The organism is Aquabacterium fontiphilum, assembly GCF_009909205.1.
In the GTDB taxonomy this organism is placed as follows: domain Bacteria; phylum Pseudomonadota; class Gammaproteobacteria; order Burkholderiales; family Burkholderiaceae_C; genus Aquabacterium; species Aquabacterium fontiphilum.
Window position 1 is genome coordinate 280,318 of record NZ_JAAAPN010000004.1, and the last position, 24,455, is coordinate 304,772.

At 66.6% G+C, this 24,455-nt stretch carries 20 protein-coding genes; 7 read left to right on the forward strand and 13 right to left on the reverse strand.

Features of this window, described 5'->3' with window-relative positions; translation table 11 throughout:
• Positions 1-76: 76 nt before the first annotated feature.
• Positions 77-2,449, reverse strand: coding sequence for a putative bifunctional diguanylate cyclase/phosphodiesterase (locus GTZ97_RS06745; protein ID WP_161649803.1), 2,373 nt, complete (start codon positions 2,447-2,449; stop codon positions 77-79).
• Between the two features lie 204 nt (positions 2,450-2,653).
• Here GTZ97_RS06745 and GTZ97_RS06750 point away from each other — a divergent pair, with 204 nt between their 5' ends.
• Both GTZ97_RS06750 and GTZ97_RS06755 read left to right on the forward strand, forming a co-directional pair.
• Complete coding sequence (locus GTZ97_RS06750) at positions 2,654-4,960, forward strand: NADP-dependent malic enzyme (RefSeq protein WP_161649804.1); 2,307 nt, start codon at positions 2,654-2,656, stop codon at positions 4,958-4,960.
• The gene (locus GTZ97_RS06755; protein WP_161649805.1) at positions 4,947-5,849 is read left to right on the forward strand and encodes a DMT family transporter; all 903 of its coding nucleotides are present in this window, start codon (positions 4,947-4,949) and stop codon (positions 5,847-5,849) included. Before GTZ97_RS06750 ends, GTZ97_RS06755 begins: the two co-directional genes overlap by 14 nt.
• A 36-nt stretch (positions 5,850-5,885) precedes the next feature.
• Here the strand turns inward: GTZ97_RS06755 and GTZ97_RS06760 are convergent, their stop codons facing one another.
• On the reverse strand, positions 5,886-7,040 hold the full coding sequence (locus GTZ97_RS06760) for an acyl-CoA dehydrogenase family protein (protein WP_161649806.1): 1,155 nt from the start codon (positions 7,038-7,040) through the stop codon (positions 5,886-5,888).
• Positions 7,041-7,164: 124 nt separating this feature from the next.
• On the opposite strand from GTZ97_RS06760, the gene GTZ97_RS06765 reads away from it, so the two are divergent.
• The 3 genes from GTZ97_RS06765 to GTZ97_RS06775 all read left to right on the forward strand — a co-directional run bounded on the left by GTZ97_RS06765 (position 7,165) and on the right by GTZ97_RS06775 (position 9,719).
• Complete coding sequence (locus GTZ97_RS06765; protein ID WP_161649807.1) at positions 7,165-8,049, forward strand: SDR family oxidoreductase; 885 nt, start codon at positions 7,165-7,167, stop codon at positions 8,047-8,049.
• Between the two features lie 87 nt (positions 8,050-8,136).
• The gene (locus tag GTZ97_RS06770) at positions 8,137-8,919 is read left to right on the forward strand and encodes a DUF1295 domain-containing protein (RefSeq protein WP_161649808.1); all 783 of its coding nucleotides are present in this window, start codon (positions 8,137-8,139) and stop codon (positions 8,917-8,919) included.
• A 26-nt stretch (positions 8,920-8,945) separates the two neighbouring features.
• A complete protein-coding gene (locus GTZ97_RS06775; RefSeq protein ID WP_161649809.1) occupies positions 8,946-9,719 on the forward strand; it encodes a hypothetical protein in 774 nt (257 codons plus the stop codon).
• 31 nt (positions 9,720-9,750) lie between these two features.
• On the opposite strand, the gene GTZ97_RS06780 is transcribed toward GTZ97_RS06775, so the two are convergent.
• Genes GTZ97_RS06780 through GTZ97_RS06795 form a run of 4 tightly spaced genes read right to left on the reverse strand, consistent with a single transcriptional unit; the run spans position 9,751 to position 15,961 of the window.
• Complete coding sequence (locus tag GTZ97_RS06780) at positions 9,751-12,474, reverse strand: response regulator (protein WP_161649810.1); 2,724 nt, start codon at positions 12,472-12,474, stop codon at positions 9,751-9,753.
• A complete protein-coding gene (locus GTZ97_RS06785) occupies positions 12,471-13,271 on the reverse strand; it encodes a substrate-binding periplasmic protein (RefSeq protein WP_201748182.1) in 801 nt (266 codons plus the stop codon). The genes GTZ97_RS06780 and GTZ97_RS06785 overlap by 4 nt, the downstream gene beginning before the upstream one ends.
• A gap of 48 nt (positions 13,272-13,319) precedes the next feature.
• Positions 13,320-14,225 (reverse strand): bile acid:sodium symporter family protein, encoded by a 906-nt coding sequence (locus GTZ97_RS06790; protein ID WP_161649811.1) that lies wholly within the window; start codon positions 14,223-14,225, stop codon positions 13,320-13,322.
• A 2-nt stretch (positions 14,226-14,227) separates the two neighbouring features.
• Entirely contained in the window at positions 14,228-15,961 is a 1,734-nt protein-coding gene (locus GTZ97_RS06795; RefSeq protein WP_161649812.1) for an AMP-binding protein, read from the reverse strand.
• 253 nt (positions 15,962-16,214) lie between these two features.
• Here GTZ97_RS06795 and rpoH point away from each other — a divergent pair, with 253 nt between their 5' ends.
• Positions 16,215-17,159 carry an RNA polymerase sigma factor RpoH gene (gene rpoH, locus GTZ97_RS06800; protein ID WP_161649813.1) on the forward strand — a complete coding sequence of 315 codons (945 nt, stop codon included), beginning with the start codon at positions 16,215-16,217 and terminating at the stop codon, positions 17,157-17,159.
• Positions 17,160-17,193: 34 nt separating this feature from the next.
• Here rpoH and GTZ97_RS06805 read toward each other — a convergent pair whose 3' ends face one another.
• The 3 genes from GTZ97_RS06805 to tal are packed head-to-tail and all read right to left on the reverse strand — an operon-like array spanning position 17,194 to position 20,447.
• Positions 17,194-17,838 carry an HAD family hydrolase gene (locus GTZ97_RS06805; RefSeq protein WP_161649814.1) on the reverse strand — a complete coding sequence of 215 codons (645 nt, stop codon included), beginning with the start codon at positions 17,836-17,838 and terminating at the stop codon, positions 17,194-17,196.
• On the reverse strand, positions 17,835-19,487 hold the full coding sequence (pgi, locus tag GTZ97_RS06810) for a glucose-6-phosphate isomerase (protein WP_161649815.1): 1,653 nt from the start codon (positions 19,485-19,487) through the stop codon (positions 17,835-17,837). Before pgi ends, GTZ97_RS06805 begins: the two co-directional genes overlap by 4 nt.
• Before the next feature lie 12 nt (positions 19,488-19,499).
• Positions 19,500-20,447: a transaldolase gene (tal, locus tag GTZ97_RS06815; protein WP_161649816.1), complete on the reverse strand. Its 948-nt coding sequence runs from the start codon at positions 20,445-20,447 to the stop codon at positions 19,500-19,502.
• Between the two features lie 117 nt (positions 20,448-20,564).
• On the opposite strand from tal, the gene zwf reads away from it, so the two are divergent.
• Positions 20,565-22,025: a glucose-6-phosphate dehydrogenase gene (zwf, locus tag GTZ97_RS06820; protein WP_161649817.1), complete on the forward strand. Its 1,461-nt coding sequence runs from the start codon at positions 20,565-20,567 to the stop codon at positions 22,023-22,025.
• A 46-nt stretch (positions 22,026-22,071) separates the two neighbouring features.
• Here the strand turns inward: zwf and GTZ97_RS06825 are convergent, their stop codons facing one another.
• The 4 genes from GTZ97_RS06825 to mlaD all read right to left on the reverse strand — a co-directional run bounded on the left by GTZ97_RS06825 (position 22,072) and on the right by mlaD (position 24,432).
• A complete protein-coding gene (locus GTZ97_RS06825) occupies positions 22,072-22,359 on the reverse strand; it encodes an STAS domain-containing protein (protein ID WP_161649818.1) in 288 nt (95 codons plus the stop codon).
• Between the two features lies 1 nt (position 22,360).
• On the reverse strand, positions 22,361-23,041 hold the full coding sequence (locus GTZ97_RS06830) for an MlaC/ttg2D family ABC transporter substrate-binding protein (RefSeq protein WP_161649819.1): 681 nt from the start codon (positions 23,039-23,041) through the stop codon (positions 22,361-22,363).
• Between the two features lie 87 nt (positions 23,042-23,128).
• Positions 23,129-23,941 (reverse strand): MlaA family lipoprotein, encoded by an 813-nt coding sequence (locus tag GTZ97_RS06835; RefSeq protein WP_236651055.1) that lies wholly within the window; start codon positions 23,939-23,941, stop codon positions 23,129-23,131.
• The gene (gene mlaD, locus GTZ97_RS06840; protein WP_161649820.1) at positions 23,938-24,432 is read right to left on the reverse strand and encodes an outer membrane lipid asymmetry maintenance protein MlaD; all 495 of its coding nucleotides are present in this window, start codon (positions 24,430-24,432) and stop codon (positions 23,938-23,940) included. The genes GTZ97_RS06835 and mlaD overlap by 4 nt, the downstream gene beginning before the upstream one ends.
• Between the last annotated feature and the right edge of the window lie 23 nt (positions 24,433-24,455).

A 24,455-nucleotide genomic window follows, 5' to 3' on the forward strand; every position in this document is an offset into this window, starting at 1 on the left:
CCGCGTTGTCGGGAGACGGCGACGCCAGATGGATGCCGCACGCGGCAGGAGGTTCCGCTGTCCGCGAAGCCCCCCCTCAGACCAGGGCGGCGTGGGTGCGCGCCAGGTAGTCGGGCACGTCGCCTGCCGGCATGGGGCGCGCAATCAGGTAGCCCTGCACGTCGTCGCATCCCAGCGCCCGCAGCATCACCAGCTGCTCGCCCGTTTCGATGCCTTCGGCGGTGGTTTCCAGCCGCAGCGCCCGGGCCAGGCTGATGATGGCCGTCACCACCGCTTGAGCATCGGCATCGCTGTCGAGCGAGCGCACGAACATGCCGTCGATCTTGAGCTTGTCCAGCGTGAAGCGGCGCAGGTAGGCCAGCGATGAGTAGCCGGTGCCAAAGTCGTCCATGGCCACGCGCACGCCCCGGCTGCGCAACGCCATCAGGGTGGCCTGCGCGCCATCGTGATCCTCGATCAGCGCCGATTCGGTGATCTCCAGCTCGAGCCGCTCGGGCGCCAGGCCGCTGCGCGCCAGCGCATCATCCACCAGCTCGATGAGCGAACTGCTGCGGAACTGCACGGCCGACAGGTTCACCGCCACCCGCAACTCGCCCGGCCAGCGGCTGGCCTGGCGGCAGGCCTCGCGCAGCACCCAGGTGCCCAGGTGCACGATCTGGCCGGTTTCTTCGGCCACCGGAATGAACTCGCCCGGCCCGATCAGGCCGCGCTCGGAGTGCTGCCAGCGCACCAGCGCCTCGAATCCGATGACCTCGCCGCTGTCCAGCCGCAACTGGGGCTGGAAGAACAGCGTGAACTGCTCGGCTGCCAGCGCCATGCCAAGCTCGTGCTGCAGCCGCGCCCGGGCACGGGCTGTCTCGGCCATGCTGACATCGAAGAAGCGGAACGTGTTGCGCCCTGCAGCCTTGGCAGCATACAAGGCCAGGTCGGCGCATTGCAGCAGCGATTGTGGGTCGGCTCCGTCGCGCGGCGCCAGGGCCACGCCGATGCTGGCGCGGACCTCGACCATCACGTCGTCGAGCTGGCATGGGTCGGACAACAGCGTCAGCAGCCGGTCTGCCAGTGTGGCGGCCGCCTCGACCGAGGCATGCCGCCAGGTCAGCAAGGCGAACTCATCGCCACCCAGCCGCGCGAGCAGGTCGCCCTCGCCGACGCACGTGCGCAAACGGGCGCCCACACGCCGCAGCAACTGGTCGCCTACCCCGTGGCCCAGGGAGTCGTTGATGGTCTTGAAGTTGTCCAGGTCCAGAAACAGCAGTGCACAGGCCCGCGTCGACACCGACGGATCGCTCGCCAGCCGGTCCAGCTCCTTGCTGAAGCGGTGCCGGTTGGCCAGGCCGGTCAACGCGTCATAGTTGGCCAGCCGGGCCAGCTCGTCACGGGCCTGGCGTGTGTGCGTGACATCGGCGCCCACACCACGCCAGCCCGCCGCACGGCCGCTTTCGTCATACAAGGGCTTGGCGGAGAGCGACCACCAGCGCAACTCATTGCCGACCTCGACGGGCAGTTCCAGATCGCGAAAAGGCTGCCCCATGCGCATGCACGAGGTCAGCCGGGCAAGCGCCTGGGCCGCGTCCGGGTCGTCAGCCGGCCGCATCCACGACAGCAGCTCGATGAATGAGCGCTGCACCAACTGCTTGGCAGGCAAGCCGAACGACTCGGCCAGCCGGGCCGACACATGGCGCAAATGACCGGTGGGCGAGATCTCCCACAGCCAATCGGAGGCGTGCTCCTCGAAATCGCGCAGCAGTAGGTCGACCAGTTGTTTTTGCCGGTCGGTCTCTGCTTCGGCACGCAGGCGGCTGAGGAAGACCCGGGCACTGGTCAAAGCCACGCCCGACATGATCACCGAGTACACGGCCAGCAAGAGCATCAGCGCCATGCTGCTTGCATAAGACGAGCGCAACAGCCCCACGGCGCTGGCCACGCCCATGGCGCCAACATAGGTGAGCGCAGCGGGCGCCAGCGGCGCGAGCATGAAAGCCCCGCCACAGATCATGCCCACGATCACCGTGGCAATCAGCATGGCGCCGTTGTGATCCGCTCCCGGAAACACGAGCACCGGCATCGCGCACCAGATGGCCGAGAAGAACACCACCTGCCCCATCACCAGTGGCACCGAAGAGGCCTCTGCGGTGGGACGCCGGCCACGCTGGATGAGCTTGCCCCACCAGACGTAGGCCACCATGAGCGAGACGGTGGCCGTCAGACACCAGCCCACCAGCCAGGCATGCGGCAGCTGGTCCCAGAAGTACCAGGCGATGATGACGGTGTTGATCGCGTTGCCCGTGGCAATCAGCGGCAGCAGGGCCAGCAAGGCCTGAATCTGCCGTGCGCGAAAGTGGCGCACCAGGGGGCCGTCCACGGTCTCATGCGGCACCACCTCACGCCACAGGCTGTGAAGCTGCGTGCGCCATCGCTGGAGCGTGGACTCTGGGGCTGGGGTCATCCCTGTGAACTGCCTGAATGGGAAGGTAATGCCGGTTGAATCGGCACGCCAGCGGGAAACTTGATTTCACCACGGGAAATGCACCCTCCCAGGCCCCGCACAGACCTCATGTTGACACAGGCGTTGCCAGATGGGCGCAGGCGAATCGCTTACCATGCACGCCCCGCCGGAAAAATCCTCTCCCCGCCAACCGCCGTTCTTTTTATGAGTGCCGACAAGCCCCTGTCTGACGCCGAACAAGCCTTGCGCGACGCCGCGCTGGAGTTCCACCGCCTGCCCACCCGCGGCAAGGTCTCGGTGACGCCGACCAAGCCGCTGTCCAACCAGCGTGATCTGTCGCTGGCCTACTCACCTGGCGTGGCCTATCCCTGTCTGGCCATCGAGCAGGATCCGACGCTGGCGGCCGAGTACACCTCGCGCGGCAACCTGGTGGCGGTCATCACCAACGGCACGGCCGTGCTCGGTCTGGGCGACATCGGACCGCTGGCCTCCAAGCCGGTGATGGAAGGCAAGGGCTGCCTGTTCAAGAAATTCGCTGGCATCGACGTCTTCGACATCGAGCTGGCCGAGCGCGACCCGGACAAGCTCGTCGAGATCATTGCGGCGCTCGAGCCCACGCTGGGCGGCATCAACCTCGAAGACATCAAGGCCCCCGAGTGCTTCTACATCGAGAAGAAGCTGTCGGACCGCCTGAACATTCCCGTCTTCCACGATGACCAGCACGGCACGGCCATCATCTCCAGCGCCGCCCTGCTCAACGGGCTGGAGCTGGTGGGCAAGCAGATCGATCAGGTCAAGATCGCCGTCTCCGGCGCGGGCGCCGCGGCCATTGCCTGCCTGGAAGTGATGGTGGGCCTGGGCGTGCAGCGCAAGAACGTCTTCGTGTGCGACTCCAAGGGCCTGATCCAGAGCGAGCGCGCCGACGCGCTGGCCGGCAAGCTCGATGAATCCAAGCAGCGCTTCTGCCAGATCACCTCGGCGCGCACCTTGGCCGATGTGGTGGATGGCGCCGACGTGTTCCTGGGCTGCTCGACCGCGGGCGTGCTCACGGCCGAAATGGTCAAGACCATGGCCGACAAGCCGCTGATCCTCGCACTGGCCAATCCCGAGCCCGAGATCCGGCCCGAGATCGCCAAGGCCGCCCGCCCTGATTGCATCATCGCCACGGGCCGGTCGGACTACCCCAACCAGGTCAACAACGTCCTGTGCTTCCCCTACATCTTCCGGGGTGCGCTGGACTGCGGCGCCACCAAGATCACCGAGGCCATGAAGCTGGCCTGTGTGCGCCAGATCGCCGACCTGGCCAAGGCCGAAATCTCGGATGAAGTGGCTGCCGCCTACCCGGGCCGTGAGTTGCGCTTCGGGCCGGATTACCTCATCCCCACGCCGTTCGATTCACGCCTGATCCTGCGCATCGCGCCGGCCGTGGCGGAGGCCGCCGCCGCCTCGGGCGTGGCCACGCGCCCCATCCAGGATCTCAAGGCCTACCGCGAATCGCTGTCTCAGTTCGTGACCAACACCGGCCTGTTCATGCGGCCGTTGTTCCTCGGCGCCAAGGCTGCACCGAAGCGCATCGCTTATGCCGAGGGTGAAGACGAACGCGTGCTGCGCGCCGCCCAGATCGCCATAGACGAGGGCATCGCGCGCCCCATCCTGGTGGGCCGCCCCGAGGTGATCACCCAGCGCGCCGAGCGTGCCGGCCTGCGCCTGGTGCCCGGCGAGAACTGCGAGATCGTCAACCCTGGCAAGGACGACCGCTTCCGCGCCTACTGCGAGGCCTATCACAAGCTGCGCGCCCGCGATGGCATCTCGCCCGAGCTGGCCAAGGTGGTCGTGCGCCGCTCGAACTCGCTGATCGCCACGCTGCTGGTCAAGATGGGCGACGCCGACGGCATGATCTGCGGCGTCATCGGCCGCTATGACTTCCACCTCGAGCACGTGCGCGACGTGATTGGCGTACGTCCCGAGGCCCATGGCCTGGCCGCCTTGAACGCGTTGATCCTGGACAACCACAACCTGTTCATCGCCGACACCTTTGTCAACGAAGACCCGACAGCCGAACAACTTGCCGACATCGCCATGCTGGCGGTGGAAGAGGTCAAGCGCTTCGGCCTGCCCCCGCGCGTGGCCTTCCTGTCGCACTCGATGTTCGGCTCCAGCAGCCGCCCTTCGGCCAAGAAGATGCGCCGGGCACGCGACCTGTTCGTCGAGCGCATGCCGGACGTGCCCGCTGATGGCGAGATGCAGGGCGACGCTGCCCTGAGCGAATCGGTGCGCCACACGCTGCTGCCCGAATCCACCCTGGACGGCACGGCCAACATCCTCATCTGCCCGAACCTGGATGCCGCCAACATCCTGTTCAACGTCTTGAAGATGACGGGCGGCCAGGGTGTGACGGTGGGGCCCATTCTGCTGGGCGCCGCGCAGCCGGTACACATCCTGACCCCCTCGGCGACCGTGCGCCGCATCGTCAACATGACGGCGGTGGCCGTCGCCCATGGCACCGTCTGACAGTCACCAGACGCCCCACCCGAAGCTGGCCCAGGGCTACGCGGCGGCCCTGGCCACCGTGCTGGTCTGGGCCGGCTTCATCCTCGTCTCGCGGCTGGGCGGCAAGAGCGCGCTGACCGGCTGGGACATCGTGGCCCTGCGCCTGGGCACGGCCTCGCTGGTGCTGCTGCCGTTTTCGCTGAACCTGCCGGCTGGCACCTGGCGAGACCGTCGCCTGTGGACCCTGGCGCTGATCGGCGGCTTGCTGTTCCTGATGCTGGCCTATGCCGGTTTCAAACTGGCGCCCGCCGCCCACGGCGGCATCTTGATGCCCGGCATGCAGCCCTTTCTGGTCACCGCACTGGCATGGTGGCTGCTGGGCGCACGCCCACCGCGACAGCGCCTGCTGGCCTTGATCCCGATCGCCTTGGGCGTGGTCTGCGTGGCCGTGCCGGTGGTGGCTGGCCTGGGACACGGCCCCTCCACCCTGCCGGGCGACCTGCTGCTGCTGGCTGCCTCCGTGGCCTGGGCCACCTACAGTGTGTTGGTCAAGAAGTGGGTATATGACCCATGGGTGCTGACGCGCTTTGTCGCGCTGGCCTCCACGCTGGTCTTTCTGCCGGTCTACCTGCTGTTCCTGCCCAAAGGGCTGGACCAGGTGCCCACCTCGATGCTGGTGTTGCAGGCGCTGTACCAGGGCATCGGTCCCACCATCGTGGCCATGATTCTGTTCCTGAAGGCCGTGTCCATCCTGGGGGCCGAGCGCACCGGCGCGCTGGTGGCGCTGGTGCCCGTGCTGGCCGGCCTGGGCGCCGTGCCGCTGCTGGACGAGCCGCTCACGCCCTGGCTGGTGGCCGGGCTGGCACTGGTGTCGGGTGGGGCCTGGTTGGCCTCGCGGCCGGTGCGCTGAAGAAGCTCCACCGTCAGCGGAGGCCTCGCCTGGGCGTCACAACCCCATCTGCTTGGCGATGATCTCGTTCATGATCTCGTGCGTGCCGCCGCCGATCGACAGGATGCGGTTGTCGCGGTACAGGCGCTCGACCACCGATTCGCGCATGTAGCCCATGCCACCGAAGATCTGCACCGCCTCGTAGGTCACCTTGTCAGCGACCTCGGTGGCGAAGTTCTTGGCCATCGACACCTCCTGGATGGCGGGCTTGCCGGCCTGCATCCGGGCGCCCACGCGGTAGGCGTACTCGCGTGCCACATCGATCTGCGTGGCCATCTCGGCCAGCTTGTGGCGGATGACCTGATGCTTGCTCAGCGGCTTGCCAAAGGTCACGCGCTCTTTCACATAGGCCAGGCATGCGTCGAGCGCCATCTGCGCCGTCATGTAGGCCATCACGGCCAGGGCCAGGCGCTCGGCCTGGAAGTTCGACATGATGAGCATGAAGCCCGCGTTCTCGGGGCCGATCAGGTTGCCCACGGGCACGCGGCAGTCCTCGAAGAACAGTTCGGCCGTGTCTGACGCCCACCAGCCCATCTTCTTGAGGTTGCGGCCCACACTGAAGCCCGGCGTGCCCTTGTCGATCAGCAGCAGCGACACGCCGGCGTAGCCCTCACCGCCGGTGCGCACGGCCACGGTGTAGTGGTCGGCCCGCACGCCCGAGGTGATGAAGGTCTTGGCGCCATTCACGACGTAGTGGTCGCCGTCGCGCACGGCACGGGTGCGCAGGTTGGCCACGTCCGAACCGCCGCCGGGCTCGGTGATGGCCAGCGCCATGATCTTGTCACCTCGCAGCACGGCCGGTGCCACACGGTCCTGCACCTCGGCCGAGGCGCCACGCCACACGGGCGGCAGCCCGATGTCCAGCGAGCCCAGGCTGGCCACGAGGCCGCCCGAGGTGCTGCGCATCAGCTCTTCGCTGACGGCCAGCTTCATGAACACGTCGTTCTCGGCTGTGCCGCCCAGTCGCTCAGGGTGGCCAATGCCCAACAGCCCCAGCGCGCCCGCCTTCTGGTACAGCTCACGCGGGAAGCCGCCTTCTTCTTCCCACTGCCCAATGTGCGGCAGGATCTCTTGCTGCACGAAGCGACGGGTGGTGTCGCGCACCATCTCATGCGTTTCGTTGAAGTAGCTGGTGTACGGAGTGAGGTTCATGGCGTCGTCGCAAAGCCTGGGGATAACCCGGCCAGCGTAGTGACGCCAGCACGCCCGCACCATCGGTAGTTAACCTTAATCGTCACGCGTTGACGTTAACGTCACTTGACGCTAGAGTGTACGCATGAACACCTCAGCCCGTTACGACAGCGTCTTCCGTCCCGGCCTCTTTCAGGATCGGGTGATCGTGGTCACCGGCGGCGGCAGCGGCATCGGTCGCTGCGTGGCGCACGAACTGGCCGCGCTGGGCGCGACCGTCGTGATCACCGGACGCAACGAAGAAAAGCTGGCCCGCGTCAAGGCCGAGATCCTGGAAGACGGCGGCCGGGTCGACACCCAGGCGTTCGACATCCGTGATGAGGACCAGGTCAAGGCCGCAGTGGCCGACATCGTCGCGCGACACGGCGCCATCCACGGCCTCGTGAACAACGCCGGGGGCCAGTTCCCCTCGCCCATGGCAGCGATCTCCAAGCGGGGCTTCGACGCGGTGGTGACCAACAACCTCACCGGTGGCTTCCTGATGATGCGTGAGGTCTTCAATCAGGCCATGAGCAAGACCGGCGGCGCCATCGTCAACATGACGGCCGACATGTGGAACGGCATGCCGGGGATGGCGCACTCTGGCGCTGCGCGCGCCGGCATGGTCAACCTCACCAAGACGGCGGCCTTCGAGTGGGCATACGCCCATGTTCGCGTCAACGCCGTGGCACCGGGCTGGATAGCCTCCAGCGGCATGGACAGCTACGGCCCCGCCATGGCCCCCATGATCCGTAGCCTCAAGGACAATCTGCCCATGAAGCGCATGGGTCTGGAGGCCGAGGTCAGCTCGGTGATCTGCTTCCTGCTGAGCCCCGGCGCGGCCTTCGTCACCGGCGTGACGGTGGCCATCGACGGCGGCGCACCACTCAACAGCCCGGTGATGCCGCTGGCGCCACACAAGGGCGCGCCGCGCTACAACGGCTTCCACCGCGCCACGACGCCCAAGGTGCTAGGCGAGGATGAGTCCTGACCGATCGGTCTTTTTTTAACCTTACCGGTAGCACCATCATCCGGGGCGCCCTAGAATGCGTAGAGCTCTCACGGAGGTCTGCGCACCATGTCCCCTTTCGTGGCCGTCGCCTGGGCAGCGGTCTTTGTCTTTCTCGCCAAAACCCTGGCCTGGCTGATTCAGCGCCGGCTGGGTAACGCCGGCATTGTTGACGGCATCTGGGCGTGGGCGCTCGGCGGCCTGGCGGTCTGGTTTGCCTGGGTGGGCACCGCGCCGACCGAGGTGCGCTGGACACTGGCCGCCATGGGCGGGCTGTGGGGATTGCGGCTGGGATGCTACCTCTGGTGGCGCAACTGGCGCACGGCCGAGGATTGGCGTTACGCGCGGCTGCGCGCCGAGTGGGGCCCGGCCGCACCCGTCAAGCTGTTCTGGTTCTTCCAGTTCCAGAACCTGTTCACGCTGGCACTGGCCGCCAGCGCTTTCATGCCGGCCGCTTACCGAGAGGGCTCCCCCGGGCCGGTGGCGCTGGGCTTGGCGCTGCTCATCCTGCTGACCGCCGTGGGGGGCGAGGCGCTCGCGGATGCCCAGTTGCGCCGATTCAAGGCGGATCCAGGCCGCAGCGCCGAGGTCTGCGACGTGGGCCTGTGGCGGCTCAGCCGCCATCCCAACTACTTCTTCGAGTGCCTGCACTGGCTGGCTTACCTGCCGCTGGCCTGGGGCAGCCCGCTGTGGCCGTGGGCTCTGATCGCGCCGGCCGTGATGCTGCTGCTGATCCTCAAGATTTCGGGTGTGCCGCTGATGGAAGCCGAGTTGGCTGTGCGCAAGCCTGGCTATGCCGACTACATGCAGCGCACGCGCATGCTCGTGCCCTGGCCCCGACGCCCCGCCTGAGCGCCTGAGCGCCTGATTGGAGTTCCATGATGCCCTTGCCCCGCCTCGTCTTGTCCTCTGCCGTGCGTGCAGCGTGCCTGGCCGTCTGGATGTGGGGCAGCACCGCCACGGCCCAGACCACCAGCGACACGGTGGTCGGCTTTGCGCGTGACCTCACCACCGAGCGCTACCTCTACACCGAGGTACATGAACTGAGTTCGGCGCCCGATGGCCGTGTGCTGAGCGGCGTCTCGCGCTACTTCGACCCGCAAGGCCGGGAAGTGGCACGCAAGACACTGGATTACCGTTTTCACCGCACCGTGCCGCGCTACCGCCTCGACATTCCTGCCCAGGGCTATGCGGAGGGCATCGTGGCAGAGAACCCGGATGCCGTTGCCTTCAAGTCATACAAAGGCAAAGAAGAGCGGCGCAGCCTGCCGATGGCGCCGGCACCCGTGGCCGCCGATTCGGGCTTCAACCAGCTCATCATGGACCTGTGGCCGCGTATCCGTGCCGGGGAGACTGTCCGTTTCGGCTTGATCGTCGCAGGGCGTACAGCGCGCTACGAGTTCCGGGCACGCCGCATGGAAGACGTCACGATCCAGGGGACGGCAGCCACACGCGTGCGCGTCGAGCCGGACTCGGTGCTGCGCTTCGTGGTCGACCCCATCGTGCTCACCTACGACATCGCGGGCACGCGCTTGATGGTCTATGAAGGCGTCTCGAACATCCTGGACCCTGAGACCGGCAAAGTCTATCCCAAGGTGCGCATCACCTATGGCGGCCCCGCGCCGGCCGAGGCGCGCTGGCCGCGCCCTTGAGGGGTCTTCCGACACCCCTGGCGTGACTGGTTCACCCTGCCGGATGGGTGTCGTTGAGTTGACGCAGACCCTCGACCACCGTCTGCAGGTTGTCATCAATCGAGGACAAAGCCTGGGCCACGCGCTCGGCATCGCCGCCTTGTTGCATGATCTCGCCCAATTGCCCGCAGGCCGACTGAAGGGGCTCGGCGCCAATGGTGCCCGCCAAGCCGCGCAGGGTGTGCAAGAGGCGAGTGCAGGTCTGCTCGTCGCCCTTGGCGCGGGCCGCACGCCACTTTGCGACGAAATCGTGCTCGCGCTGGGCAAACATCTGCAACATGCGGCGGTACAGGGCCTCGTTGTCCAGCGTACGAGCCAAGCCAGTGTTCACGTCGATGCCCGGCAGGGTCAGCCCATCCAGCGGCTGTGTGCGCGGCGCGCGGCGCGTCCAGCGCGCGAGCGCCCCATACAGGGCATCGACATCAATGGGCTTGGCCACGTGATCATCCATGCCGGCCGCCAACGCACGCTCACGGTCGCCCAGCAGAGCATTGGCCGTCATCGCGATGATGGGCAGGGCGCGCCATTGCGGCTGCGAACGAATCAGCCGCGTGGCGGTGTAACCGTCCATACCAGGCATCTGGCAGTCCATCAGCACCGCGTCGAACGTCTCCTGCTGCAGGCAGTTCAACGCACTCTGACCGTCGGGCGCCGCTGTCACCCGCACCCCGACGCGTTGCAGCAACTCCATCGCCAACTCGCGGTTGATGTCGTTGTCCTCTACCAGCAAAACACGCGCACCTTCGAGTTGAGAGGCGAAGCTCGCCACGGCAGGGGCCAGTGGCATGCCCCGCGCCAGACCCGCGCCGCCCGCCTCGACCGCAGTCGCCTGGCCCAACGCCCGGCGACAGGCATCCAGCAACCCTGGCGGGGTCACCGGCTTGCTCAACACCGCAGCCAGACTCAAGCCAGCCTGTTGCAAACGGGACATGACCTCCTCGCGGTTGAATGCCGTGACCATCAGCACCTGAGGACGATCATGGCCCTGGCTGGCGAGCGCCTGCGCACAGGCCACCCCATCGAGCCGCGGCATCTTCCAGTCCAGCAACACCAGCGAAAAGGGCCTCCCCTGCTCACGCGCTTGCGCCACAGAAACCAGAGCGGCCTCGCCATCTGGCGCCTCGGCCACATCAAAGCCCAGTCTGGAGGCCATGGAGGCCAGGATGTCCCGAGCAGACGCGTTGTCATCCACCACAAGCAGGCGCGCACCCGCAGGCAGGCTCAGAACAGGCGGCGGCGCCGTATCCGGTGCCAAACCCATGCGCAGCGTGAAGTGGAATGTGCTGCCTTGGCCCTCGACGCTGTCGACCTCGATGCGGGAACCCATCATATGAACCAGGCGCTGACTGATGGCCAGCCCCAGACCCGTGCCCCCGAACCGGCGGGTGGTGGAACTGTCGCCTTGCGCAAACGGCTGGAACAGCCGCCCACGTTGTGCATCGCTCATCCCGATACCCGTGTCACGCACGAAGAAGCGCAGCGTCACCCCGTCAGGCTGGCGCTCGATCACGTCCACGCCGACCACCACCTCGCCCTGCTCAGTGAACTTCACGGCATTGCTGGCGAGGTTGACCAGCACCTGATGCAGGCGCAAAGGATCGCCCCGCACGCCATCAGGGAGGTCGGGTGGCTGCACAAGCAGGAACTCCAGCCCCTTCTCATCGGCTTTGAGGCCGATCAGATCCGACACGGCCTGAAAGGTGTCAAACAGACTGAAGGGCACAGACTCCACGTCCAGCTTGCCCGCCTCGATCTTGGAGAAGTCAAGGATGTCATTGATGATGCCCAGCAGCAGCTTGGCCGAGCCGTGCACCTTGTGAATGTAGTTGCGCTGGCGCGCATCGAGATCGGTCTGCAGCGCCAGCTGCGACATCCCGATGATGGCGTTCATCGGTGTGCGGATCTCGTGACTCATGTTCGCCAGAAAGGCGCTCTTGGCCTCATTGGCCAATTCCGCTGCCTCCTTCTCGACAACCAACTGCTGGCTGTGCTGCTCCATCTGGCGCCGCTTGGCTATCTCTTCCTGCAACGACAGTCGCATGCGGTTGATGGCCGCCACCAGGGCATCGATCTCGTCATGCTGGCCGGCCCGCCGGTGTGCCAGCGCCAGCGGTTCGTGGAGGCGATCCAGCGACGCAGACGACGACCAACTGGCAATCCGCTCGAGGTGGCGTGTAATCAGTCGCCGCATGCCCACCACAATGGCGCACGCCAGCACGGCCGCGCGCACCAGTTCTGCCACAACGATGGCCAGAGCCATCTCGGTCAGGCGGCTGTACAGGCCGGCCAACGACACGGTCACCTGCAGGGTGCCCAACTGCTCGCGTTGCTGCGGCGCCACCGGATCAGCGTGATAGAGGGCGAACGTGCGCACCATGGTGGGCGCCTCCTCTGGCCCCGCGTGCGGATCGGCCTCCCTCGCACGCGCGACGGGGACGTCGAACGGTAGATCGCCCGCCACGCTGGCCTCGATCACGTCCGGCAGCTGCGCAATGCCCTGCAGCTGCTTGGTGATCAAGCTCTGGTCCAGCAGCCAGACGTGGGCTGACAAGGGCGGGACGTGGCTGTGCTCGATCAGCGCAAAGCTGTCTTCCACGGCCTGCAGTCCCAGCCGGTAAGCCGACGCGATCTGGTAGGCCGCAGACACCACGGCCACCAGCAGGCTGACAGCCACCACCATCAGCGTCATGCGGCGCGAGATGAGATGTCGCATCATGGTTGCACCGACGGCTGCCAGCGCTGGCGGAAGGCGCGCATGGTACGGTCATACGCGCCGCTCGCATGCAGCGCCCTCAGCCCGCGCTCGAACACGTCGCACATGCGAAGCCCTTCCGGATGGGTCTTGGAAAACGCCAGCCAGAAGCTGTCCTGGCCCAGGGCCCCGACCCGCACCACCTGCCCTGCCAGCGCGGGTTGTTGCTGCAGTCGGTGGTAACCGGGCATGGTGTTGAGCAGGATGTAGTCCACCCGCCCAGCCACCAGCATCTGAATGAGGTTGCCGTCGGAGGCCGCGCTGAAACGCTGAATTCGGGGATGGGTCATGAACGACGTCGGGTAGGTGTAGCCCAGCGTGATACCCACACGTTTGCCGACAAGATCCTGCTCCGCCAAGGGCCGCGTGGCCCGGCTGGATGGGCGCCCGAAGATGCCGAGCTCTTCCGTGAACAGGGGCGTGGGGTGCCAGCAAAACTGCGAGGCGTTGGACTGGGTGCGCGTCACGTTGAAGCAGCCCGCCGCCTTGCCCCGTTCCGCGTGCAACAGACACCTGGAAAACGGCAGCACATCGAACTGAACCGAGACACCTTGCGTGGCAAAGGCGGCTCGCACCAGCTCTGGTGCGAGCCCTTGCACTTCGGACGCGCCCTCGACGCGGTACGAGTATGGCGCCCAGTCATCTTCAGCAGCAATCGTCAGCGCGCCAGCGCATGCCGCCGCCGGGAACAGATGTGCCACGCCCAGCGCGGCTGCACACGTCACCCATCGCCACGTTCGCTGCACCATCCCTACTGCCATGAGGCCGCCTCCCGCCTGTACTGTAGCCAGTTTCAGGCGGTGAGATGCTCACGCCTTGGCCAGCGCCCCGATCTTGGCCGCGTCGCGCGCGAGCTCCTCACGTTGGGTGATACGCCGGAACCAGACCGTCACGGCCGACGAGGTCAACACGATGAACAGCGAGTACAGCACCGGAATCAGCAAGACCTCTTGCTGCTGGGTGCCCTGGAACGTCAGCGTCACGATCAGCACCGCCAGCGGGCCGTTCTGGATGCCGGTTTCCAGCGCAATGGTGCGCGAACGCCGGGCGTCCTGCTTCATCATGCGGGACAGGCCATAGCCCAGCAGGAAGCCGCACAAGCCCAACCCGATCGACCCGATGTACACCGGCATGCCCGTGCTCAGCAGCAGCGGCCAGTTGCGAGGCACCCAGGAGACGACAAGGAACAGGATGACCGCCACCCCCAGAATGCCACCGATCATCTCGACCACGGCGCCCACGTTCGCGTTCCACTTGCGCAGCGCGATGCCGATCACCGTGGGCACCAGCAGCACGAACAAGACCTGGATGACGTTGCCCGGCGGGATCTGCCACTGGCCTTCGATGCCCTGCGAGTAAAACGCCAGTGTGACCGGCACCATGACGATGGCCACCAGCGTGGACGACATCGTCATCAGGATGGACAGGCTGAGCGTGCCCTTGCTGAAGTAGGTGAAGATGTTGCTGGTCGTGCCGCCTGGCATGCAGCCCATCAGGATCAGGCCCACGGCGTAGGCCGGCGGCAGGCCCAGCGACTTGGCCAGCGCAAAGGCCAGAAAGGGCATCAGGCCGTACTGGCACAGCACCCCGACCAGAATGCCTTGCGGTTTGCGCAGCGCAATGGCGAAGTCCTTGAAGGTCAGGCTTGCGCCCATGCCGAGCATGATGACCATCATCATCAGGCCCAGCAACCGGGTTTCGAATTCGCTCAACATGATCAGGCCTCCTGCTTGCGTGCAGCCAGGACCTGCGTGCGCAGCTCGCGCCGCAGGATCTTGCCAATGGGGGTCTTGGGCAGGTCGTCGCGGAACACCACACGCGCCGGCATCTTGTAGCCCGTCAGCACGCCGCGGCAATGGGCCAGCAGCTCAGCCTCGGTCAGGTCGTCGTCCCGCTTGACCACATAGGCCCACACGGCCTCACCCGTCTTCTCGTCCGGCACGCCGATCACGGCCGCCTCCATCACCTTCTCGTGCGCCGTCAGCGCATCTTCGATTTCGTTGGGGTAGACATTGAAGCCCGACACCAGAATCATGTCCTTCTTGCGATCCACGATGGCGAAGGTGCCGTGCTCATCCATCACGGCCACGTCACCCGTGTACAGCCAGCCGTCGCGGATCACCTTGGCCGACTCCTCGGGCCGTTGCCAGTAGCCCTTCATCACCTGCGGCCCGCGCACGATCAGCTCGCCCGGTTGGCCCATGGGCACGTCGTGGCCGTCATCGTCGACCAGCCGCACCTCGGTCATCGGCGCCGGGATGCCGATGGTGTTGTGACGCCGCGCGCCTTCCAGCGGCTGAAAGCACACGACGGGTGACGATTCGGTCAGCCCATATCCCTCGACCAGCGGGCAGCCCACCATCTGCTCCCAACGCTGCACCACGGCATGGTGCATGGCCGCGCCGCCGCCACCGGCCGCCTTGATGTGCTTGGGCGGATAGGCGTGGAACCACTCCTCGTTGAGCAGCGCGTTGTACAGCGTGTTGACACCGGTGAGCCACGTGATGCGGTAGTTCTCCATCGCCCGCTGCAGGTTCTGGATCGGCCGCGGGCTGGGCACCAGAATGTTGCGCGCGCCCATGCGGTACATGGACAGGAAGTTCACTGTGAACGCGAAGATGTGATACAGCGGCAACGCCGTCAACACCACCTCCGAGCCGCGGTCAATGTGGCTGCCCGACATGCCCAGCATCTGCTCCACATTCCACAGCAGATTGCCGTGGGTCAGCATGGCGCCCTTGGCCACGCCGGTGGTGCCGCCGGTGTACTGCAGCAGAGCCAGATCGTCGTGCGTGAGCGCATGCCAGTAGGGTTGCGCCGGCTTGGCCACCGCACGACCCAGGGCCAGCGCCTCTGGCAGGGCCACCCCCTTGACACCATGCGCCGGTATCAGCCGATTCCAGTACTTCATCACCGCGTAGACGATCTGGCGCACCACCGGCGGGAAGAACTCGGGCACCCGAGTGAACACGACGTGGCGGATGTCCGTCTGGGGCAGGATCTCGGCCAGCTTGTCGGCAAACATGTCGACGATGACGATGGCCTTGGCTCCGCTGTCGCGGAACTGGTGGGCCATCTCGGTGGCGGTGTACAGCGGGTTGGTGTTGACCGCCACGCAGCCGGCCTTGAGCACGCCCAGCAGCGCAACCGGATAGCTCAAACAGTTGGGCATCTGCAGCGCCACGCGGTCGCCTGCAGCGAGTCCGAGCACCCCGCGCAGGTAACGGGCGAACGCGTCGCTCATCTCGTCGACCTGGGCGTACGTCAGCGAACCGTACATGCCATTGGGCATCACCGTGGTGAAGGCCGTCTGGCGGGCAAACTGGTTGGCCGCCTGGACCGCCATGGCGGCGATGCTGCCGTGAACCGGCGGTGGCAAATGCTCCGGGATCGACTGCCCATACTGCTGCTGCCAGGGCTTGAGATCGTAAGGAGAGGCGCTGGCGTTCATACCGTCCTTCTATGGTGTGTTAGCCGGGCTCCCGTGGCCCACGACGGGGCCGCCCGTGGTTGACAAAATTCCTCAGTCTTGTCTGAAAACCCAAGTATTTCAGCGTAACGGTGATACGAAACGCCTCCGATACGGGATAACCCGAACGGTGTATGCAAGATGCGCCAGTCAGGCGGAACTTTTCCGTCTTAGCACTCACCAAGCAGGAGTGCTAATATCAGCCGGAGAGGATCCCGGAACCAAGGAGGCCCTGATGACCCTGACCACTGCCCTTGTCGCACGCGACCCCTGGAGTGTGGTGCCCTCGCTGGGCAATCTGGACGCGTACATCCGCGCGGTTCAGGCCATCCCGCTGCTCGAAGCCGACGAAGAGCAACGCCTGGCGCGTCGTCTGCGCGACGAGCAGGACGTGCAGGCCGCCTCCCGGTTGGTGTTGTCGCACCTGCGCCTGGTCGTCTCGATCACACGCCAGTATCTGGGTTATGGGCTGTCGCAGAGCGATCTGATCCAGGAAGGCAACGTTGGCCTGATGAAGGCAGTCAAGCGCTTCGACCCGGATCAGGGCGTGCGCCTGGTCAGCTACGCCGTGCACTGGATCAAGGCCGAGATTCACGAATACATCCTGCGCAACTGGCGCATGGTCAAGGTGGCCACCACCAAGGCCCAGCGCAAGCTGTTCTTCAACCTGCGCTCGCTCAAGCACAGCTTCAAGGGGGAGGCAGACGACGCCCATGTCGGCCGCGCCGCTTTCTCGGAAGCCGAGGTGCACCGCGTCGCGCAGGAACTCGACGTGCGGCCGGAAGACGTGGTCGAGATGGAGATGCGTTTGGCTGGTGCCGACGTGGCCCTCGAAGCCCCCGCCGACGACGATGGTGAGGGCCCGGCGGCTCCGGCAGCCTACCTGGCCGACGACGCCCATGAGCCCACCCGCATGATTGACGCCCGCCACCGCGACTGGTTGGCCAGCGACGGCATCCGCCACGCGCTGAGCACGCTGGACGACCGCAGCCGCCGCATCGTTGAAACGCGCTGGCTCAGCGTCAACGACGACGGATCAGGTGGCCTGACGCTGCACGACCTGGCCGCCGAATACGGCGTCAGCGCCGAGCGCATCCGCCAGATCGAAACGGCGGCGATGAAGAAGATGCGCAAGGCCCTGAGCGAGGCCGCCCGCCTGGGCGAGCCGATCGAGGCCTGAGCTTGAGGCCTAGGCGGCCACGACGCCCGTTGTTTCAGCCCTGGGCTGTGGGCAACCAGCCCTGCGCCGCCAGAGCCTGCTGACATTGCCCCGCGTCGGTGAACAACACGGCCCGCCACCCCAGTGCGCGGGCCGTTTCAATGTTGCGCGGGTGGTCGTCGACGAACACGGTGCGCGCCGGATTCAGGCCCAGGCGCTGCGCGGTGGTGTGAAAGATGTCCGCATTGGGTTTGACCTGCCCTACCTCGCACGAGAACACCCCGCCGCGAAACCGCTGCAGGAAGCCGTGGTGAGCGACCAGATGGTCGCGATACGGCGCCGGCATGTTCGACAGAAAGTACAGCGGCACGCCCTGCTCGGACAGTTCTTCCAGCCAGCCCACGGTGGGCTGGACCGGGGCGAGGTGGGGCGGAATGGCCGCCATCAGCGCATGCACGTCGGCCTCGGCCAGGCCAGTGCGCGCCGCGATGCGCCGCCCGACCTCGTCGGCTGGCAGCGCGCCACGGTCGAACTCCGACCACTCGCTGCCCGGTACAAACGACTGAAACACCGCCTGCGCCAGTGACAGCGCCTGCGCGTCGTCGCGCGCCAGGTGCGGCCAGACGGTCTGGATCAGGCGAGCGGGCTGCCAGTTGAACAGCACACCGCCGAAATCGAAGAGCACGGCCTCGGTGGTCATCGGGCCGCCCCGCGCAAGCGCGTGATCATGGCCGCGGTGGCCGGATCCAGCTCGCAGACGTCGCCATCAACCAGCCGCGGCAGCAGCTCTTTGCACATGGCCTTGCCCAGCTCCACGCCCCACTGGTCAAACGAGTTGATGCCCCACAGCGCCCCGCTGACAAAGGTGCGGTGCTCGTACAGGGCGATCAGCGCGCCCAGCGAACGCGGGCTGACCGTGTCCATGAGCAGCGTCAGGCTGGGCCGGTTGCCCGAGAACGTGCGGTGGCGGGCGATCACGTCGGCTGCCACATCGGGCGCCGCAGTGGGCGCCTGCTCCTGCAATGCCTGCTCGGTGGTCTTGCCCCACATCAGCGCCTGGGCCTGGGCCAGGCCGTTGGCCAGCAGCTTGAGGTGCTGCTCATCGAGCAGCGCCTTCATCTGAGGCGACAGCGCGGCCGCGTGGCGGTAGGAGGGCTGGCGCACCAGGATGAACTCCACGGGGATCACGTCCGAGCCCTGGTGCAGCATCTGGAAAAAGGCGTGCTGGCCGTTCGTGCCGGGCTCTCCCCAGACGACATCGCTGGTGGCATAAGGCAAGGGGGCCCCGGCCATGTCGACCGACTTGCCGTTGCTTTCCATGACCAGTTGCTGCAGGTAGGCCGGCAGGCGGCGCAGCCCGTGGTCATACGGACTCACGCAGCGGCTGGTGTAGTGCAGGCCATTGCGGTACCAGACATCGAGCAGGCCGAGCACCATGGGCAGGTTGGCCGGCACGGGCGCCTCGGCAAAGTGGCGGTCCATCGCGTGGGCACCGGCCAGCAGGGCCTGGAACTGCGCGCTGCCCAGCGCCAGTGCCACCGGCAGCCCGATGGCCGACCACAGCGAGAAGCGCCCGCCCACCCAGTCCCAGAAGCCAAAGGTGGTGTCGATGCCGAACTCGGCCGCTGCCGAGACATTCGTCGTGGTGGCCACGAAATGGCGGGCAATGTCGCGGCCGCCCTGCTCCACGAACCACTGGCGTGCCGCATGGGCGTTGGCCATGGTCTCTTGCGTCGTGAACGTCTTGGACGCAATGATGAACAGCGTGTGGTCGGGATGCACCCGGCGCAGCACCGAGGCCAGATCCTGTCCGTCGACATTGGAGACGAAGTGGAAGTTCAGCCCCGGATGCACGAAGGCATCCAGCGCCGAGACCACCATCTGCGGCCCGAGATCCGAGCCGCCAATGCCGATGTTGACCACGTCGCGGATGTCGCCCGCTGCAGCACCGCCCGCCCGCGCGCGGATGCCGTCGGCAAAGGCCAGCAGGCGGTCGAGCACGGCGTGCACCTCGTCGCCGTGGGGGCCGGCGCCACGCGGCGCGCGCAGGGCCGTGTGCAGCACCTGGCGCCCTTCGGTCCGGTTGATGGGCGCCCCGTCGAGCATGGCGTCGCGCTGCGCGGTCAGGCCACACTCGGTGGCCAGGTCCATCAGGTGGCGCCAGGTGGCGAGATCCCAGTGGCAGCGCGACAGATCGGCCCAGAGTTCGGGGGCTGCCATGCCGAGCCGGCTGACACGCTCGGGGTCGTCTGCAAACAGCGCGCGCAGATCCAGGGTGGGGCCGTGCGCATGGGCGTGGCCCATCAGGGCTTGCCACGCCACGGTCTGGTCACATCGCGGATGGGCCATGTCGCGGCCCTCTCAGCGTTGCGCGTCGATCAGCGCATCAAGCTTGACCGCATCGGCGGCAAACAGCCGGATGCCCTCGGCCAGTTTCTCGGTGGCCATGGCGTCCTCGTTGAGCTGGTAGCGGAAGGCCGCCTCGCTCAGCGGGGCCTCCGCCGGCTGCACGCTGGCCGGCGGCGTCAGACGACGCGCCACCGGCCCGTCCGCCTGCTGGAGCTGCGCCAGCAGGTCGGGGCTGATGGTCAGCAGGTCGCAGCCAGCCAGCGCCACGATCTGACCGACGTTGCGGAAGCTCGCCCCCATCACCTCGGTGCGCACACCGTGCTGCTTGTAGTAGTCGTAGATGCGGGCGACCGAGCGCACGCCGGGATCATTCTCGCCGGCGTTGGCCGCCTCGTCCCAGGCGGCGCCGGCGCTCTTCTTGTACCAGTCGTAGATGCGGCCCACGAAGGGCGAGATCAGGCGCACGCCGGCATCGGCGCAGGCACGTGCCTGCGCGAACGCGAACAGCAGCGTCAGGTTGCAGTGAATGCCTTCGGCTTCCAGCACGCGGGCGGCCTGGATGCCCTCCCACGTGGCGGCCACCTTGATCAGCACGCGCTCGCGGGGCACACCGGCATCGGCGTACAGCCCCATCAGCCCCCGCGCGCGGGCGATGGTGGCGGCCGTGTCAAAACTCAGGCGGGCATCGACCTCGGTCGACACACGGCCGGGGATGACCTTGAGGATCTCGCAGCCAAAGCGCACCAGCACCTGGTCGACGATGGCCGGCAGGCTGGCCTGGCGGTGGGCCGCCACGGTTTCGGCCAGCAAGGGCGCGTACTCGGGCTTCTGCACCGCCTTCAGGATGAGGGAGGGGTTGGTGGTGGCGTCCTGAGGGGCGAACTGCGCGAGCTGACGGAAATCGCCGGTATCGGCCACCACGGTGGTGACCGCCTTGAGTTGTTCGAGTTGAGTAGCCATGAGGGGCAGCCTGCCTTGCCGCTGGAATTGATTTATCGTTCCCTTCATTCTGTCTCGATTTTGATGACAAAGTTGCGCCTCCCCCTCAATGGGCGCGGCGGACGGCGTCCAGCACACATGTCCTTCGATCTCGTCCTCTTCGGCGGCACAGGCGACCTGACCTGGCGCAAGCTCATGCCATCGCTCTTCCAGGCATGGCGTCACGGCACCCTGCCGCCAGGCGGCCGCATTCTGGCGGTGGCCCGAGACACGCTGGACGACGAGGCCTACCGGGCCTGGCTGTACGAGCGCCTGCAAGAGGTCGAAGAGGCCAAGCGCCCCAGCCCCGAGGCCTTTGCCGCCTTCTCGCAGCAGGTGCATTACCTGCGCATGGACCTGTCGCGCGCCGAAGACTACGGGCTGCTGCAGCAATGGCTGTGCCGGGGGGATGCGGCCACCGTGGTGTTCTACCTCGCCACCGGGCCGCAGTTGTTCCCTGTGGTCTGCGAGCGCCTGGGCGCAGCGGGCCTGAACCGACCGCACATGCGCATCGTGCTTGAAAAGCCGCTGGGCCACGACCTGGCCTCGGCCCAGGCGATCAACCGCGCCGTGCGCAGCGTGTTCACCGAGGCGCAGGCGCTGCGCATCGACCACTACCTGGGCAAGCCCTCGGTGCAGAACCTCATGGCCCTGCGCTTCGGCAACGTGCTGTTCGAGCCGCTGTGGCGGCGCGAAAGCATTGCCAACATCCAGATCACGCTGGCCGAGGGCATCGGCGTGGGCACGCGGGGCGACTTCTATGACCGCACCGGCGCGCTGCGCGACATGATCCAGAACCACGCGCTGCAGCTGCTGACGATGCTCGCGATGGAGCCGCCCTCATCGGCCGATGCCGACGCGATCCGCGACGAAAAACTCAAGGTGCTGCGCTCGCTGCGGCCCTTTGATGCGGCCAGCGTGGCACGCGATGTGGTGCGGGGGCAGTACCGCGCTGGCATGGTGGGCGGCCAGTCGGTGCCGGGCTATCTGGATGAAGCCAAGGTGCCGGCCGACAGCCGCACAGAGACCTTTGTGGCGCTGCGCTGCGAGGTGCAGAACTGGCGCTGGGCGGGCGTGCCCTTCTATCTGCGCACGGGCAAGCGGCTGGCGCAGCGCCATGCCGAGATTGTCGTGAACTTCCGGCCGCTACCGCACGCGATCTTTCCGGGGCGGCACCAACCCAACCGGCTGGTGATCCGGCTGCAGCCGGACGATGGGCTGCAGCTGCACCTGATGGCCTCGAAGGGCGCAGCCCATGCCGGCCAGCACCAGCACGAGGCCCTGTCACCCGTTTCGCTCGACCTGGATTTCGACCGGGCTTTCCCGGCCGAGCGTGTGGGGGCCTACGAGCGCATGCTGCTGGACGCGCTGGCCGGCCGGCTCAACCTGTTCGTGCGCTCGGACGAGCAGGAGCAGGCCTGGCGCTGGGTGGAACCGATTCTGGACGCCTGGTCGCAAGACGATCAAGGCCCACGTCCCTATGCGGCTGGCAGCTGGGGGCCCGCGGCGGCCACGGCATTGGTAGCACGGGAGGGCTTCAGCTGGCCCGAGGAGCAGTGAGGCAAGCGCTCTGCCTTTCAGACGCACCGAGCGCCCGGCTCGCGCCTCATGCCGATTGCAACAACCCGTCGACGCCGTACAGGCGGGCCAGCTCACTGAGGCGGGGCGGCAACGACTGCACGGCAAAGGCCCGGCCCCGGGCCCGCGCCATCCGCTGACACTCCAGCAGCACCGCCAGCGCGCTGGAGTCGAACTGTCTCAGGGCTGAGCCATCGACCGTCAGCATGACACCAGTGGTCTCGCTGGCCGAGGCGGCCTGTTCCAGCGTCTGCTTGAAGAGGTCCAACACATGCGGTACCTCTGCATGCGTGATCACGGCGGGCAGCAGCAGCATGTCAGCCTGCCTTGCGGGCAGCCAGTTGTTTGTTGCGCTCGACCAGCTTGGCGATCAGGCCATCGATGCCCGAGGCATTGACCTCTTGCGCGAAGCTGCTCTGGTAGGTCTGAACCAGCCAGGCGCCCAGCACGTTGACGTCATAGATCTTCCAGCTGTCGCCCGAGCGCTCCAGGCGGTAGTCGATCTGGATGGGCTCACCCTGGCCGCGCACCAGCGTGCGCACCACGACCTCGGTGTCGTCGGCGCGCGCTCGCACGGGGCGGTACTCGACCGTCTGGTCCTTGATCTGCGATGCAGCACCGGCGTACGTGTGCAGCAACAGGGTCTTGAACTCCTGTTGCAGGCGCTGGCGCTGCTCAGGCGTGGCCTGACGCCAGCCGCGGCCCACGGCTGAAGCCGTCATGCGCTGGAAGTTGACGTAGGGCATGATCTTCGTGTCGACCAGCTGGGTCAGCTTGCGCAGGTCGCCCGACTGGATGCCCGGATCACTCTTGACCGAGGCGAATACGTCGGCCGTGATGACCTTGATGAAGGTTTCGGGCTCCTGCATGCGCGCCGCGGCGGCGGGGCTGGCCGAGGCGGCAGTCTGCGCAGCAGCCGGCACCGCAGCCAGGGCTCCTACGGCAAGGGCGGCGGCGGCCACCGCAGAGCGAACGGAGAGGGCGGCAATGTGAGACATGGTCATCCTTTCTTGCGGTTCACGGATACAACGTGTCGCCACCCCACGGGGTCGACGCACGCGTGCGCAAACGCTTGTAAAGCTTCTTCAGGGTGTGGCGGACGGCGCGCTGCCAGCAGGCTCCGGCGCGTCGATCTCTTCTGGATCGTCCCGCCAGTCCTCATCCATCGGTTCATCGGGCGGATTGCCCTCGTAGATCAGGTTCTGACGCCTTTGCAGGTAGGCAGCGCGCATGAAGCTGTACTTGTCGAGCGCCACATCGTCCAGCAAATTCGATGCCCCCAGGTAGCGCGCACGGATGTCCACGACCTCCAACGCCTTGACGGCCATGGCCACACCGGGCTCAGTGGCAAGGCCGGATGCCGAGAAGTACATGTCGCCCGGGATTCCGACCGAATCCCGCAGCGTGGAAGGCCCCAACAGCGGCCACACGATGTAGGCGCCCGGTTTGACGCCCCACACCCCCAGCGTCTGACCGAAATCCTCATTGGGCTTGTCGATCTGCATGGGTGTGGCCAGATCGATTAACCCACCCAGGCCGAGCGTGGTGTTGATGCTGACACGCATGATGCCCATCGCGCCGTCCTTCAGGCGCCCCTGAAGGAACAGGTTGATGGTCGACCAGATGTCGCGCAGGTTGCCGAAGAAATTGCCGACGCCGGTGCGTACAGGCTGGGGCGTGACATCGCGGTAGCCCTTGGCCACCGGGCGCACGACATGCGCATCCACAGATTCATTGAACGAGAAGACCTGCCGGTTCCAACCCTCGAGCGGATCGGGCCGCTGCGGCGTGGCGCAGCCTGCGACCACCAACACCACACCGACCAGTGCGGCGGCACGGACTGTCCTGACTGGACGGGCCGCTCGCACTGCCCACTCACTCGGAGACATGCCGCTCATGGCTTGGCTCCGCTGTTGCCGCCGCTGGCCGGGCCGCCTTCGGCCGCCTTGCTGTAGAGGAACTGGCCAATGAGGTTCTCGAGCACGATGGCCGACTGGGTGGCCTTGATCTGGTCGCCCTGGGCAAGGTTGTCTTCACCGAAACCGGCCTCCAGGCCGATGTACTGCTCACCCAACAGACCGGAGGTCAGGATCTTCGCCGAGCTGTCCTTCGGGAAGCGCACATCGCGGTTCAGCGTGAGAATGACTTCGGCCTGGTAGGTTTCGCTGTCAAAGCGGATGGCCTGCACCCGGCCCACGACCACACCGGCGCTCTTGACCGCCGCGCGGGGCTTGAGACCGCCGATGTTGTCGAAACGCGCGCTGACCGTGTAGCCCGGATCGAACGACAGGGTCAGCAGGTTGCCCGCCTTGAGCGCGAGAAACAGGATGGCGGCCGCGCCAATCAGCACGAACAGCCCCACCCACACATCGTGTTTGGATTTTTGCATCTTGTCAGTCCTTGTTGCCCGCG